Below are 14,091 nucleotides of genomic sequence, written 5' to 3'. Positions count from 1 at the left end.
CATCTCAAATTCTTTTTTTACTTGACTTGAATTTCCATAAGTGTATAATCTAGTTATAAAGACTAGATTATATGGAGTTTTAAAATGAATAAAAATCAATACCCAAAATGGGAAGAATTACCTGAACTAGATTTGTATCTTGACCAAGTACTTCTCTATGTGAATCAATTAATTAATCCTAAAACAATAACTAACGATAAACTACTCACCGCTTCGATGATCAACAATTATGTCAAACATAATTATATATCCAAACCTATAAAAAAAATACAATCGCCGTCAAGTAGCACGATTGATTGTTATTACAGCTTTTAAACAAGTTTTTGCTATTCAAGAAATCAGTCAAACATTAGAACTTCTGACAGCTGACAATCATTCTGAAGAAGCATATAACGGATTTGCTGCTTGTATGAACAAAGAAGAGGTTCACGATTTACCACCAGTTGTCATTAGTGCCTGTCAGACGTTGAACCTTTATCAAGAAACACAAAAATTAGTTTTAGAACTAGGAGGAAAAAATAAAAATGCTTAAAGAAATGTCTATCAAATTAAGTCCTCAACTTTCCTTTGGCGAAGAGCTTGCAAATAGTATCACTCACGCTGTAGGAGCTTTGCTTATGCTAATCCTATTACCAATCACCGCTGTCTATAGTCACAACCACTTCGGATTACAAGCAGCACTTGGTACCTCAATATTTGTCACTTCTTTATTTTTGATGTTTTTATCATCAAGTATTTACCACTCCATGACTTATAACAGTCTTCAAAAATATGTTCTACGCATGATTGATCACTCTATGATTTATATTGCTATTGCAGGTAGTTATACTCCTGTCGCATTGTCACTTATTGGCGGCTGGTTAGGATATCTCATCATTTTTTTACAATGGGGGATTACATTATTTGGTATCCTTTATAAAATCTTCGCTCCCAAAATCAATGATAAATTTAGCCTTGTACTTTACCTCATTATGGGATGGCTGGTTATCTTTATTTTCCCTGCTATTATCACAAAAACTGGACCAGCTTTTTGGGGATTACTCTTGGCTGGTGGTATTTGCTATACTATCGGTGCACTCTTTTATGCTCGCAAACGTCCTTATGATCACATGATTTGGCACCTTTTTATTCTATTAGCTTCTATTTTACAATACATTGGAATTGTCTACTTCATGCTATAAAATTTAACTACATTTTATTGATTATTTTTTTGCTAAACCATGATATAATAATAATCATCTAAATCTTAGAGAGAAGGCGTGGACATATGAAAAGTGCTTATATCTTTTTTAATCCAAAATCTGGTAAAGATGAACAAGCATTGGCACAAGAAGTAAAATCTTATTTAATAGAACATGATTTTCAAGACGATTATGTTCGTATTATTACACCTTCATCTGTTGAGGAAGCTGTCGCCTTAGCAAAAAAAGCATCTGAAGACCATATTGACTTGGTTATTCCTTTAGGGGGAGATGGCACTATTAATAAAATCTGTGGAGGTGTCTACGCTGGTGGTGCTTATCCTACTATCGGACTAGTACCTGCCGGGACCGTCAATAACTTTTCAAAAGCTTTGAACATCCCGCAAGAGAGGAATCTCGCTCTTGAAAACCTTCTAAACGGTCATGTAAAGTCCGTAGATATCTGTAAAGTTAATGACGATTACATGATTAGCAGTTTAACACTTGGTCTCCTTGCTGATATTGCTGCTAATGTCACTTCTGAAATGAAGCGTAAATTAGGCCCTTTTGCTTTCTTAGGTGATGCCTACCGTATATTAAAGCGTAATCGATCATATTCTATCACTCTTGCTTACGATAATAATGTACGGTCTTTACGCACGCGGTTACTCCTTATTACCATGACCAATTCGATTGCCGGTATGCCAGCCTTCTCTCCAGAAGCAACAATTGATGATGGACTTTTTAGAGTCTACACTATGGAACATATTCACTTCTTCAAATTATTGTTGCATCTAAGACAATTTCGTAAGGGAGATTTTAGTCAAGCAAAGGAGATAAAACATTTTCATACCAATAATCTGACTATTTCAACTTTTAAACGTAAAAAATCAGCTACCCCTAAAGTTCGTATTGATGGCGATCCAGGTGACCAATTACCTGTAAAAGTTGAAGTCATCCCTAAAGCCTTAAAGTTTATCATTCCTAACTCATTACCATAATATAAAAGGACCTAGACATAAGTATTAGAGTAAATACTATCTGTCTAGGTTCTTTTTTGTTATACTTAAAGCAATAAATATCATTGAAAGGAAGTATACGATGACAACATTTACTGCTAAATTTATTGACCAAGAGTGGGAAGTCCCAGTAGAATCAGGTCGCTACCATATGATTGTTGGGGAATTTTGTCCTTATGCACAACGTCCGCAGATTGCGCGCCAACTGCTTGGTTTGGATAAACATATTTCTATCAGTTTTGTGGATGATGTTCCAAGTGATATAGGACTTATTTTTAGCCAACCAGAACAGGTTACTGGTGCTAAGTCGCTTCGTGATATTTATCATTTGACTGACCCGAGTTACCAAGGTCCTTATACTATCCCAATTTTAATTGACAAGACTGATAATCGTATTGTCTGTAAGGAATCTGCAGATATGCTTCGACTTTTTACTACAGATTTCTCTGATTTGCATCAAGAGGATGCTCCTGTCCTTTTCAGCCAAGAAACTGCTTCACTTATTGATAATGATATTAAAGACATTAATAATAACTTCCAAAGCTTAATGTATAAGTTAGCTTTTCTTGATAAACAAGCAGATTATGATACTTATAGTAAGAAATTCTTCACTTTTCTAGATCAAAAAGAACACTTACTAGGACAACGTCCTTTCTTGCTCGGAGATAATCTAAGTGAGGTTGATATTCATTTCTTTACACCATTAGTCCGCTGGGATATTGCTGGGCGTGATCTTCTACTACTTAATCAGAAAGCGCTAGAAGACTACCCAAATATTTTTTATTGGGCTAAAACTTTATACAATGACTTTAATTTAAAAGCATTAACCAATCCACAATCCATAAAAAATAACTATTACTTAGGCAAATTTGGAAGAGCTGTTCGTCAACATACCATCGTCCCAACAGGTCCAAATATGGCAAAATGGGAAAAATAAAGCTAAAAAGCTAAGGCAATTCACAGCCTTAGCTTTTTAGCTATACTAGTCCAAAGTGAACCAATCAAATTCAATAAAAGTCTTGAAGAGATCTCCAGAAGTACCACTATAAGCAATATCTTTATCTTTATAAGTCATTTTCGTAATAGGATAATTATCAGGAACAGTAACACATCCCATTAAAACTCGAATAAAATCATTTGGATTTTCAAAAACTTGGCATCGTTCAGTGTCGTAAGCATCTTTATAATACAGTTTAATCATCTTATTACCTCTGACATTTTACAAGGAAACTTTGACAGGAAGCTATATCTACTGCACAAAAATAATATCATTTAGCATTAGCTTCCTTCAATTGACCATACAATATATAATTGACTTGTCGTAAATCAGTTATTTTTTTACAATTCAGTGCACACATTATCATTCTTAAATCTTCTTTCCAAGAATTGAGAATTGCAATAACATCATCTACGGGATAACGCTCAACTAATTCTAAAACTGTTCTAGAAAGTCCAACAGCTTTAGCACCCAACACTAAACATTTTACCATATCTAAAGGATGACGAATGCCACCAGATGCTAGGATATCCATTTTGTCTATCATAGATTGAGCGTTTATTAAGGATTGAGCTGTTGTTTGCCCCCAAGTATTGAGATACGAACGGTCGCGTCCACGTTGATTTTCGATGTAAGCAAAACTAGTCCCCCCACGCCCCGAAATATCTACAGTTGTGATACCTATATCGTAAGCATCCTTTATTGATTGTAAATCCATCCCAAAACCAACCTCTTTTAAAATAAGTGGGCATTGGATATTGTCGACGTATTCTTTTAAGTGAGAACGCCACATGTGAAATTCACGCTCTCCTTCAGGCATCAAAAGTTCTTGCATCACATTAACATGAACTTGTAAAAAAATGGGGTTCATAGCCTTAACGGTTGACTCTGCTGCTGGTATAGGCTTGTCTAACCCTATATTTGTCGCCAGTTTTAAATCAGGATACAAGTCTGTTGTTGGGTAGGAATCATCTTCATCGTTTTTGAGAGCTGCCGAATATGAACCTGTCACCATAACAATCCCTATAGCTTGAGCAACCTGTGCCAATTTATGATTGACTGCTTTCCCTTTTTCACTACCGCCTGTCATAGCATTGATATAAAAAGGAAATTCAAAGCTTTGACCAGCAAAATGTGTTGATAAATCGATATCGTTGACATTATATTTTGGTAAGGATGAATGTATTAACTCAATATCGTCAAAACTATTATAAGGCGACTGATATTTAAGAGCATATTTTATGTGATCATCTTTTCGATTTGTCATGACAATGTCTCCTTACTAAGTAGTTCAATACCAGCACTCTCCCAGCGCTTGATTAGAGTTTGATTATCATTTTTATTAAAGGATATGGCTATACCACAATCGCCTCCTCCAGATCCTGAAGATTTTGTGACTATATCTAGGCCTTTGCTTGCCTCTTTAAGCTTTTGAAGTTTATCGGTGTAAATAGATGGATGAAGATTAAATAATAGCAAGCTAATTTCTTCTAAACATCTCTTAATCGCTTCTTTATCTCCTTCTTTAAAGGCTGAAAGTAACTGGACAACTTGATACTTTGTATCATCTAAAAAACGCTGCGTAATGGTTGATTTAACTATATTTATCATTTCTTTTGAAATGGACGGTTGCATTGTCCATCCCACTAAAAAATCCATCTCCAATGAAGCTTGTATTTTGGTAATACGATAACCCCATTCAGCTTCCAATACTTGTTCCAAGGGTTTTGTTTCAATCATTTTTGAAACAGCCCTACGATCAAAAGCTGAATAAGAAATTAAATGCTCATAAGCAATACAAGCAATATCTCCCATTGAGCCATTATCACCTCTTTTTAAGAGAACGTAGGCAGATAATTTAAAAAGCAAGTCGCTTGGCATCTCTATCTCATAAAGCGCAGCCATAGCTTTAATAGTCAAAACGACAACACTTCCGCTAGAGCCTATACCAAACTTAAGTCCATAGCGCTCTAATTTTCCCGTAATTTCGAGGTGAATCGGTTTTATGTTTTTGCCAAAATTAATCAACCATTCTTCCATAAGCAATATCGTTTCCTGAATGAGACTATATTGCTTATCAGGCTGCAAGCTTGCCGTATAGTTAAACATATCAGAATAAAGGCTGTAGTTATCTGCAAAAGTAGCTAATGCAGTCATATAAATAGGAACGTTCTTTAAAATAGCTACTTGCCCAGGATACAGTATCGCGTATTCACCTGCAATATATAATTTGCCACCTGTTTGCACCTTAACCATCTGCTAATTCCTTTGTCGTTGAAACAATAATACGATAATCTTGCTCCAAGATAGTAGCTAATGCATCAAGGTCTTGACGTAAGCAAAGTACTTTAACATTTGGACCCGCATCCATCGTATAATAACATTCATGACCTTTTTCGCGAAGTTTCTTCACAACATCCATAGCTTTATATGTCTCTTCTGTCAAATAGGAAAAGGCTGGAGTTGCTGTCTTAGTTGTTGAGTGCATTGCAAGTGCATTACGCTCTGTCAGTTGACCTACCTTTTGAAAATCATTATTTTTTAGGTATACTAACATATCTTGATAGTCTTGTTCAGATTGCCTTACCCATTCGTTAAAAGTAGTTGAGGTTTCAGTGCAGATTTTCATACCTTCACGGCTTGAAATCGGCTTTCTTTTGTCATTTAAGACCAGCATAATCATAGCTAAATCTAAATCAGTGTGAACTTTATAGATATCACCACTATCTTTATCCCAAGCAGCAACAGGTCCAAAAAAAGAGCGTGAAGAGGAGCCTGAAGCAAACTTGGCTTCTTGAGCTAGCTGTGATTGGCTAAGGTTAGTACCAAAAAAATCATTGCAAGCCTTTACTAAGGCTGATAAACCACTTGATGACGATGATAAGCCTGCAGCTGTTGGCATATTATTAGTTGTTTCAATCTTTACAAAGCCGGACTTATTTTGTCGAAAGCGATCCAAGATAGCTGACATTTTGTCATGTTCATGATCATTTTGAAGAACACCAGAGATGTAAAATTCATCTTTCTTAGCATCCTTCCCAAGGGCAGTCAAACGTGTTTCAGTGTACATGTTTTCAAGTGTTAGAGAAATACTACTGGTAGCTGGAATCATTTTTTCAGCATCTGCTTTTCCCCAATATTTGATAATAGCAATGTTAGCATAAGACTTAACACTTATACTTTTTCCGTCCATGTGTTGACAGCTCCTTCTCTTTCTAATTGCTGACTTAAGCGCTCAGCTTCTCTTTTTTCTTTTACAAGTGCGATAATACAACCACCTAATCCGCCGCCACTCATTTTAGCGCCTAGAGCACCACAACTAATAGCTACCTCTACCAGATGATCAGCTTCTAAACTTGAGACACCCAATTGTTTTAAACTTTGATGCGCTTTAGTCATCAAGCTACCAAGTTGTTTGGAATCACTTTTATGAATAGCATCCTCTGATGCCTCTGCTAAATAACCTAATTCTTTTAAAAAGGGTAGTACTGCCTCGCCAGATGATTTCACCTTATCCACTGCTTCTTTAGTATGCCCATGAATTCCTGTATCAGCAATAACTAAATAAGCATTCAAATGCATGGGTACTGTTGAAAAACCAATATTGCGGATAAATTTAATAGTATTTTCACTAAGACAAGTTTTTGCATCTAATCCACTCGGATTTGAATGTGCTATCATTTCTGCTCGATTAACAAGGCATTCTAACAAATCTGCTTCCAAATCTTCATCAAAATAATCAAAAACTGCACGAATAGCTGCAATAGCAACTGCAGCTGATGATCCCATACCACGTCTTTCTGGGACTTGTGACTCAATATGATATGCAATTTTAGAAGAAGTTTTACCTAAATAGTCCAAGGCAGCAAAAATGGCTGTCGACAAAGGATCAGTCATATCTAATGCTATTAATTGAGGAGCCTCTTCAATAAGGCAATTTACTTCAATATTTTTTAAAGGAATAGCAATGGCTGGATAACCATATACTACTGAGTGCTCACCCATCAAGATAATCTTGCTATGAGCCTTTCCTATACCAAACTTTTCTTTCATCTTTTTCTCTTTATAATTCTATTACCTTACTATTTTAATATAAATCCTTAAAAAAAGCGACTTTAACGTGATAATAACATAAATTAAAGGAACTACAATTGCAGTCCCTTTAATCTTAAATGTAAATGACAAAGGTAATGGTATCATGTTTATAATTCACATCGATACTTCCTTTAAATAGATGCACCAAACTAGTTACAATAGAAAGGCCAATACCATATCCCGATTTTTTGTTATTATGTGACTCATCCTCTCGATAAAATCGTTCAAAAAACTTGCTATAGTCTATGTCTTTACCATTCTTATAAGTATTTGAAACTTCAAGCTTAGCTCGTCTCAAACGACTTGACCGTGATAACTTAACTGTCACAGTCCCCATCGGATCACAATACTTATTAGCATTATCAACCAATAATGTAACCAATTCAAATAATGATTTTTCTTCAGCTTTGACATGAATACCTGGTTGGATACTCATTATAAAATCTTTACCATCTTTAATGATTGGACCTTTAAAATCTTCTGCAGCATCTTTTGTAATATGTGAAAAGTCTAAGTCAACCATACTTATATCAGGCTGTTCTTCAAAGCGGGCAAGACTGACCATGCCATTAATTAGACCCGTTAAACGTTGGATTTGATCATTTGTAGATTTAGTCCACTCTGATTCACCACTCATCATTTCCACCAATTCATTATTAGCGGAGATGATAGCAAGTGGAGTTTTTAGCTCATGTCCTGCATTGGTAATAAAACGCCTTTGCTTTTCATAGTTAGCAACAAATGGTAAGATAACTCTCCCTGATAAAACTGAAACAATTACCATGAAGACGATAAAACTTGCCAAGGACATCCATATTGAAAGTTGCAATAATCTTTGATTATCAAGATATTGGTTGGTTGTATCTAAAAATACCACTAAATAATCATTTTTACCAACCTTTTTTAGTAGATAAGAATAGGTACTAAAATTATAGGTAATATGACCTGAATGACTATTTTGTGATACGATACGCTTGGCATAATTTTTTATTTGCCTATCGCTTACTTCAAAGATATTTCTAGAATCAAAACTAGTCACGTTACCTTTTGCATCTGTTCGCGCACTGAAATAACGGAATTGGAAAATAGCGTCCGTTGATAGGTCATCACCTAATTCTTTACTAAATTCAAGTTTATTCGGTATACGTCCATTGTTGTCTGCAAGGATAGTTAACACACGATAAATTTCATTCTTCGTTTGATAGTGATTAGCAGAGTTGAGGACACCGACTACTGAAAATAAGACAACAAGAATAGCTAGCGCAGCTATTCCGATAAAACGAAGTCGTAAATTTCTAAACATTAGCCACCATTATTTCACTTAATTTATAGCTACTACCTTCTTGACCAATAATCTCCAAGTTAGCACCAATTGCCTGCAATTTTTGTCTCAAATAAGAAACATAGATAAAGACGTATCCCTCATCTACATCTTCTTGGTCCTTATCTGCTCCCCAGACATGTTCGAAAAGTTGTTGTGTAGATAATTCTTTATCATGGTTCAACATGAAAAATGCTAACATTTTAGCTTCTTTACCCGCTAGACGAATAGTGTTTTCACATTGCAACTCTTGTTCACCGACTGATAAGGTTACTCTTCCCAATGACAATACATTAGGTGTGAAATTTTCCAATCTTCGGGACATAGAGCGGAGCCTTGCTAATAATTCTTTTAGAGAGAAGGGTTTTGTTAAATAATCATCTGCACCAGCATCTAGACCTGTTACTCTATCATCAATTTCTGCCATGGCTGTTAGCATAATAATGTGAGATTTATTTCCTGATTGTCTAATTTCTTTGACAGCCTCAACACCTGTTTTAACAGGCATCATGACATCCATAACCATGACATCATATGCATTTTGATTAGCTAAATCAATAGCAGTCTGACCATCGTAGGCGACATCAACAACATAACCTTGGTGACTAATTGCCGTACTAAGGACACGTGACATCTGTTCTTCATCTTCTGCAATTAATACTCTCATTTTATTCCTTCTTTGTTCCACTCTCTATCAATTGACGAATCGTTTGCATCGTTAAATCAACAGATGCCATTTCATCAGCACAACGTTTTAATTCCCTTACAATTCGTTCGGGATTTTCAATATCATGCTTGTATTTCATCTGATGTTCTAAACTAGCCCAAGAATCTTGCGCAATTGTACGCAACTGAATCTCAATGTAATATTTACCTTCTGAATTACCCAAACAGTCTGGATAGGGAGTATCAATTTCTAAAATCACATGGTAAGAGCGATACCCATTTGGCTTAACATGCTGGATATAGTCTTTTTCAACTACAATACGACAATCATCAAATGACTTAATACGTTCTACAATTTGATAAATGTCGTTAACAAAACCACAAATAATACGGACTCCAATGCTATCTCTAATCGTTTTTAGTGCAGAATCTACCGTTACAGGTAACTGTTTGCGACGACATTTCTCTATCATACTATCTGACGTTTTAATACGACCAATGATATGTTCGTACAATTTATAGCCTGTTTCAACCTTAGCTTTATCATTTTCTAATTGGATACGCTGGCTGAAATCTTCTAAAATTAATGGTAGATATCGACCATAATCTCCATAAATATTTGTTTCCATAAGAAACCTTCCTATTCTCTCTTAGCCTCCATTATATCATAGAAACTTAAGGCAAACTAAAAAGATGGTAGGTACTGTAAGACTATTTATACAAATAATTGTTACTTAAGGATCTTACCACAATAATTTGTAAAATTTATTAAGTTTGTCAAGCAAAAGCAGTTATAAAGTTAAGATAATTAGTAATTATTTTTTCAAATTCTTTTTGTGATTGATAATCTAAAGCGACATGAGGACTACTAGAATTATGATCTATTTCAATGTATATAAAAATTTCAAATTGAGACTGCTCAATAAATATGGTATCGGCATCATTGATAAACTTTCTTTTTAATGTCTTATAATAAAATTCCATGAAATATATCCTATGAATTTCCTTTTAGTTTCACACTAGCAAGGGGTTTCTCTCCTAAATATATCTCGGAATCATATTTCAGTATATTAAGAGTCTTTAACGGTATAGGCTATTAACCTTTCTTTGAAATTTTCTTGATGATAAGTCTAATTGAAATTATCCATTACCAACTTGTCCTGTATTCGATTTCCATCCCCTAGCCAACAATCTTTTAGTTATAAACTTCTAATAACACCTAATAAATAAAGAGTACTTACTTTTATCGAAATATAGAACAGGACTCTCTTTGCTAGTTTTATTTTTATATATTTTGAAGATAGTCTGTGCTTTATATAGGTATAAAAACCGGGATAGGAAATTTGGTGCATTTGACATAGGTATATTCAGTTTAGCATTATCTTCCTTTTAATTAGAGAGTTAAGCCCTCTAATAATATTTTATTCCCTTTTTAAAATGATAAATTGCAAAAAAAGCCATCAAATGATGACTTTTTTGTAGACTCGTAAGACGCTCCTCTTTAGATATAGCTATAATTCACTCATTACAACCCAAACATACCATAACAAATAGTTCATCAAAATCTATGATGTGATTATCAACAAAAGAATCTTATAATAACGGTATTGGGTCACATCGAGTCAGAAGAATTTTAATTTTTACGTCGTTTTAAACTGCTAGCTGCCAAAGTAGCTGTTGTTGCTACTAGAGTAATCCCAACAACTCCGAGAATTCTATTACTTTCCTCGCCTGTAGTTGGAAGAACAGATTTATTGGTTGGATTTTTAGATGAAGTTAATACTCCTTTATTAGGTCTATTTTCTGTAGTTTGGGTAGATATAAACTTAGGAGACTCTGATTCGCTTGGAATAGAAATGCCCGTTTCCTTTGGTAGGGTAGATTTTACTGATTCTCGATACACATAAGTCACTTCTGTTGTGCCTTCAGTGACCTTTCCGAATTCATTTCCCATAGTTTTTGCAGAAACGAGTTTATAAATCTTACCATTAAATTTAATTTCAGCGAATTTATAATCTGTGGTATCATATGGTGTCCCAACCTTTGATTCGTGTGTATCTAGTATTGGTTTTTTGATAACATTACCTGTTTCGTCCACATAGTTAATCACTACATTCCCTACAGCCTCTGAGTCATCTTTCTTAAGCTTATATTCATATGTAATGGTCTGATCTTGTTCAGTCACCTTACCATCTGCTGGAGCATCGCCCTTATTATCACGCACATGTACAAATTCATACAACTTACCATCTTTTTCAAGAGTTGCAGGTGCTTTATCTGAATATGCCTCATCAATTGGAGCTTCTGATTTAACTGTTTTAGCACTTGCAAGCTCAGTCTCTGTCCCTAAAATAACATAGCGGGCATGAACATTTCCAACTTTAACACTTGGAACCTCTACCACTTTACGATATTGATAGACAACATGTTGTTCCCCTTCTCGAAGTGTTCCTTTCTCCGCTGCTGACCCCTCTTGAATTGAAACTAGTTCATATTTTATTCCATCTTTGTCAAGTAACAATGGTTTCTCAGAATCATTCTCAGCTGTATTATAAGGAATAGCTTGACCTTCTTTATCACGAATATAAGCTGTTGGGGTATCGACATAAGTATCTTTAAGTTTTGTAGCAGTACCCTCGATAACATAATCTACAACCACACGACCCTTAGGAACTTCAACATATTCATATGTAATGGTCTGATCTTGTTCAGTCACCTTACCATCTGCTGGAGCATCGCCCTTATTATCACGCACATGTACAAATTCATACAACTTACCATCTTTTTCAAGAGTTGCAGGTGCTTTATCTGAATATGCCTCATCAATTGGAGCTTCTGATTTAACTGTTTTAGCACTTGCAAGCTCAGTCTCTGTCCCTAAAATAACATAGCGGGCATGAACATTTCCCTTTGATTCTTGTTTAATGCTATAAACATAAGTTACTGACTTAGTACCTTCTGCAACTTCTCCAGATGCTGCATCAGTACCATAATTAAATGAGCTCCCATTTGTAGCCAACGTACCATCCGAATTAACCTTACCAACTGGCACTGTAATATTTTCTGCTACTAATTCATACACCTTACCGTCTTTAGTAATAGTGGAAGGACGCTCAACTGTCGCGTCTGAATTAAGGTCTCCTGATGATTCTGCCGTATTGTAATGTGTTCCTGGAATTGCATCGGTGGTATCTTTGTATTCAGTACCAATAATATTGCCTTCTGTATCAATATAATTTACAACAACTGATCCACGCGGATTTTGTAAGCGAACAGATAAACGAAGTAAGTCATCGTTCGAAATATCATTATTATCGGAAATTTTATAATCAATAACATCACTTGCGTGCTTATTTAAACCATTAATACTATCTGGTTTAACTACAGTTGGTCGAACATTCGCAATACTATTATAATATCCATCTCCTGTATGATATTTTTCTTTAGAAAATGCTGTAAATGGAACAGCTTGATGATATAATTTAAATGAAGCCTCTGTAAAGGTTCCTTTTAAACGGATTGAGCCTGTTCCCGCTGGGACTGCATCAGGCGTTCTATCTGGACCATTGACAAAGTCTTCGTCAGATGGATTAACAACTGACTCATTAAAGGTGTTCTTGTCTGTTACATCAACCGTATTCGCTGTAACTGTTAAATTAACTCCTGAACTTGCTTTTTCAAGGCTTATACCTGGAGTTATTAACTCAAAGAACGTTGAATTATATGAACCACGTGCATAGTCAAATTTTTCAACAATCTTACCATTTTCCATGACAGTTTCTGTAAATGATAGACGTGCATTACCTCCAACACCAGATAAATCAATAATAGGGTCTGTAACTGCCTTGTCAAATTTCAATGTTAAAATAGTTGATGGCGCCTTCCCATTAAAATTGAGCTTATCAGATAGTTTACTACCTCCTTCAGTACGTCCTGGTTGTGTATAGACACCTAAAGCAGGTATTTTTGCAGGATCTACATTTCCAACAAACATTTCTGATGTTGCTTTATATTCTGACTGATTACCACCATTTGTCAAAATACCAGAACCTTCATCATTCCCTTCTACAGGAGTAATTGTCGCAGTCACTTTAACGGTTGAGTTATCGTCACGAACCACCGTTGTTTCAGCACTTTTAAATGATTCATCACGAACACTTGGAGAAATATTTTTATTTCGAACACTGTCAGCATATGGATTTTGTAACGTCCAATCGCCACTAGTAGCATACGTCCTCTTGTCTACTGATGGGGCTGCATTATCAGTTGTTGGTGATGTTGCTGCTAAAGTTGCAGGCTTAATGATTTCTGAAGTATTACTCAAATTACTTCCTTGAGTGCTAGTTGCACTCCTATTAGTGGAAGTAGGAGTTGAATTGTTAGGATTGACCAAGTTTGCATCTGTTGTCGTTACACCTGTTGGAGTTGTTGCAGATGTAACACTAGTTGTCTCATCTGCAAGTACCTGAGGTGAAATGAATAATAATGATCCTATAGCAACTGAAGCTATTCCAACCGAAAATTTACGAATGGAAAACTTTAAACCTTTTTCAAAATTATATTTACGAAACATAATATCAACCTCCCTGTAACAGTTTTTACATTTAAAAAATAACAAAAAATAAAAGCGTTGTCAATTATAAAGGTAAAGAAATTTGAAAATTATCCAAATTTAAGAATATTTTGACTTTACATAAAACTAAAGAGGTGCCTCATTCAAGATAAATTGAAAAATAGATACTAAGACCTGGTAGTTTACATAAAACAGATTCGATACTTCTATCCAATATAAAGCTAATTAAAGAGACTTTT

At 35.1% G+C, this 14,091-nt stretch carries 13 protein-coding genes and 1 pseudogene; 4 read left to right on the top strand and 10 right to left on the bottom strand.

From position 1 onward, the window contains the following. The first annotated feature begins 84 nt into the window (after nt 1-84). From HMPREF9171_RS01000000112960 to HMPREF9171_RS108770, 4 genes and pseudogenes are all read left to right on the top strand, one after another. Nucleotides 85-532: pseudogene (locus tag HMPREF9171_RS01000000112960) on the top strand (DUF1836 domain-containing protein). Next, on the top strand, nt 525-1,181 hold the full coding sequence (gene trhA / locus HMPREF9171_RS108760; RefSeq protein ID WP_000910676.1) for a PAQR family membrane homeostasis protein TrhA: 657 nt from the start codon (nt 525-527) through the stop codon (nt 1,179-1,181). The pseudogene HMPREF9171_RS01000000112960 and the gene trhA overlap by 8 nt, the downstream one beginning before the upstream one ends. Nucleotides 1,182-1,267: 86 nt before the next feature. Continuing rightward, nucleotides 1,268-2,182, top strand: a complete 915-nt coding sequence (locus tag HMPREF9171_RS108765; RefSeq protein ID WP_000833758.1) for a diacylglycerol/lipid kinase family protein — start codon at nt 1,268-1,270, stop codon at nt 2,180-2,182. Between the two features lie 100 nt (nt 2,183-2,282). After that, nucleotides 2,283-3,137, top strand: a complete 855-nt coding sequence (locus HMPREF9171_RS108770) for a glutathione S-transferase C-terminal domain-containing protein (protein WP_000206680.1) — start codon at nt 2,283-2,285, stop codon at nt 3,135-3,137. Nucleotides 3,138-3,182: 45 nt separating this feature from the next. Here HMPREF9171_RS108770 and HMPREF9171_RS108775 read toward each other — a convergent pair whose 3' ends face one another. The 10 genes from HMPREF9171_RS108775 to HMPREF9171_RS108820 form a co-directional block, all read right to left on the bottom strand. Further along, nucleotides 3,183-3,401, bottom strand: a complete 219-nt coding sequence (locus tag HMPREF9171_RS108775; protein ID WP_000594207.1) for a DUF4649 family protein — start codon at nt 3,399-3,401, stop codon at nt 3,183-3,185. A 67-nt stretch (nt 3,402-3,468) separates the two neighbouring features. After that, nucleotides 3,469-4,464 carry a type 2 isopentenyl-diphosphate Delta-isomerase gene (gene fni, locus HMPREF9171_RS108780; protein ID WP_000184891.1) on the bottom strand — a complete coding sequence of 332 codons (996 nt, stop codon included), beginning with the start codon at nt 4,462-4,464 and terminating at the stop codon, nt 3,469-3,471. Next, entirely contained in the window at nt 4,461-5,453 is a 993-nt protein-coding gene (locus HMPREF9171_RS108785) for a phosphomevalonate kinase (RefSeq protein ID WP_000241525.1), read from the bottom strand. Before HMPREF9171_RS108785 ends, fni begins: the two co-directional genes overlap by 4 nt. Next, nucleotides 5,446-6,390 carry a diphosphomevalonate decarboxylase gene (mvaD, locus tag HMPREF9171_RS108790; RefSeq protein WP_000348817.1) on the bottom strand — a complete coding sequence of 315 codons (945 nt, stop codon included), beginning with the start codon at nt 6,388-6,390 and terminating at the stop codon, nt 5,446-5,448. The genes HMPREF9171_RS108785 and mvaD overlap by 8 nt, the downstream gene beginning before the upstream one ends. Further along, nucleotides 6,372-7,250: a mevalonate kinase gene (mvk, locus tag HMPREF9171_RS108795; RefSeq protein ID WP_000659714.1), complete on the bottom strand. Its 879-nt coding sequence runs from the start codon at nt 7,248-7,250 to the stop codon at nt 6,372-6,374. Before mvk ends, mvaD begins: the two co-directional genes overlap by 19 nt. 115 nt (nt 7,251-7,365) lie before the next feature. Then, nucleotides 7,366-8,595: a sensor histidine kinase gene (locus HMPREF9171_RS108800; RefSeq protein WP_000489522.1), complete on the bottom strand. Its 1,230-nt coding sequence runs from the start codon at nt 8,593-8,595 to the stop codon at nt 7,366-7,368. Next, nucleotides 8,588-9,280 (bottom strand): response regulator transcription factor, encoded by a 693-nt coding sequence (locus HMPREF9171_RS108805; protein ID WP_001264425.1) that lies wholly within the window; start codon nt 9,278-9,280, stop codon nt 8,588-8,590. Before HMPREF9171_RS108805 ends, HMPREF9171_RS108800 begins: the two co-directional genes overlap by 8 nt. Before the next feature lies 1 nt (nt 9,281). Then, nucleotides 9,282-9,908: a GTP pyrophosphokinase gene (locus HMPREF9171_RS108810; protein WP_000449641.1), complete on the bottom strand. Its 627-nt coding sequence runs from the start codon at nt 9,906-9,908 to the stop codon at nt 9,282-9,284. A 148-nt stretch (nt 9,909-10,056) separates the two neighbouring features. Next, complete coding sequence (locus tag HMPREF9171_RS108815; protein ID WP_001872189.1) at nt 10,057-10,263, bottom strand: hypothetical protein; 207 nt, start codon at nt 10,261-10,263, stop codon at nt 10,057-10,059. 649 nt (nt 10,264-10,912) lie between these two features. Beyond that, nucleotides 10,913-13,852, bottom strand: coding sequence for a MucBP domain-containing protein (locus tag HMPREF9171_RS108820; RefSeq protein WP_000489009.1), 2,940 nt, complete (start codon nt 13,850-13,852; stop codon nt 10,913-10,915). Between the last annotated feature and the right edge of the window lie 239 nt (nt 13,853-14,091).

Source organism: Streptococcus agalactiae ATCC 13813 (assembly GCF_000186445.1).
Classification (GTDB): domain Bacteria; phylum Bacillota; class Bacilli; order Lactobacillales; family Streptococcaceae; genus Streptococcus; species Streptococcus agalactiae.
Note: the sequence above shows the minus strand (reverse complement) of the source record. Positions and strands in the feature narration are given on the sequence as shown.

Coding starts and splice junctions, on each gene's coding strand:
- trhA (WP_000910676.1), top strand. CDS start 525: ATGCTTAAAGAAATGTCTATCAAATTAAGTCCTCAACTTTCCTTTGGC.
- HMPREF9171_RS108765 (WP_000833758.1), top strand. CDS start 1,268: ATGAAAAGTGCTTATATCTTTTTTAATCCAAAATCTGGTAAAGATGAA.
- HMPREF9171_RS108770 (WP_000206680.1), top strand. CDS start 2,283: ATGACAACATTTACTGCTAAATTTATTGACCAAGAGTGGGAAGTCCCA.
- HMPREF9171_RS108775 (WP_000594207.1), bottom strand. CDS start 3,401: ATGATTAAACTGTATTATAAAGATGCTTACGACACTGAACGATGCCAA.
- fni (WP_000184891.1), bottom strand. CDS start 4,464: ATGACAAATCGAAAAGATGATCACATAAAATATGCTCTTAAATATCAG.
- HMPREF9171_RS108785 (WP_000241525.1), bottom strand. CDS start 5,453: ATGGTTAAGGTGCAAACAGGTGGCAAATTATATATTGCAGGTGAATAC.
- mvaD (WP_000348817.1), bottom strand. CDS start 6,390: ATGGACGGAAAAAGTATAAGTGTTAAGTCTTATGCTAACATTGCTATT.
- mvk (WP_000659714.1), bottom strand. CDS start 7,250: ATGAAAGAAAAGTTTGGTATAGGAAAGGCTCATAGCAAGATTATCTTG.
- HMPREF9171_RS108800 (WP_000489522.1), bottom strand. CDS start 8,595: ATGTTTAGAAATTTACGACTTCGTTTTATCGGAATAGCTGCGCTAGCT.
- HMPREF9171_RS108805 (WP_001264425.1), bottom strand. CDS start 9,280: ATGAGAGTATTAATTGCAGAAGATGAAGAACAGATGTCACGTGTCCTT.
- HMPREF9171_RS108810 (WP_000449641.1), bottom strand. CDS start 9,908: ATGGAAACAAATATTTATGGAGATTATGGTCGATATCTACCATTAATT.
- HMPREF9171_RS108815 (WP_001872189.1), bottom strand. CDS start 10,263: ATGGAATTTTATTATAAGACATTAAAAAGAAAGTTTATCAATGATGCC.
- HMPREF9171_RS108820 (WP_000489009.1), bottom strand. CDS start 13,852: ATGTTTCGTAAATATAATTTTGAAAAAGGTTTAAAGTTTTCCATTCGT.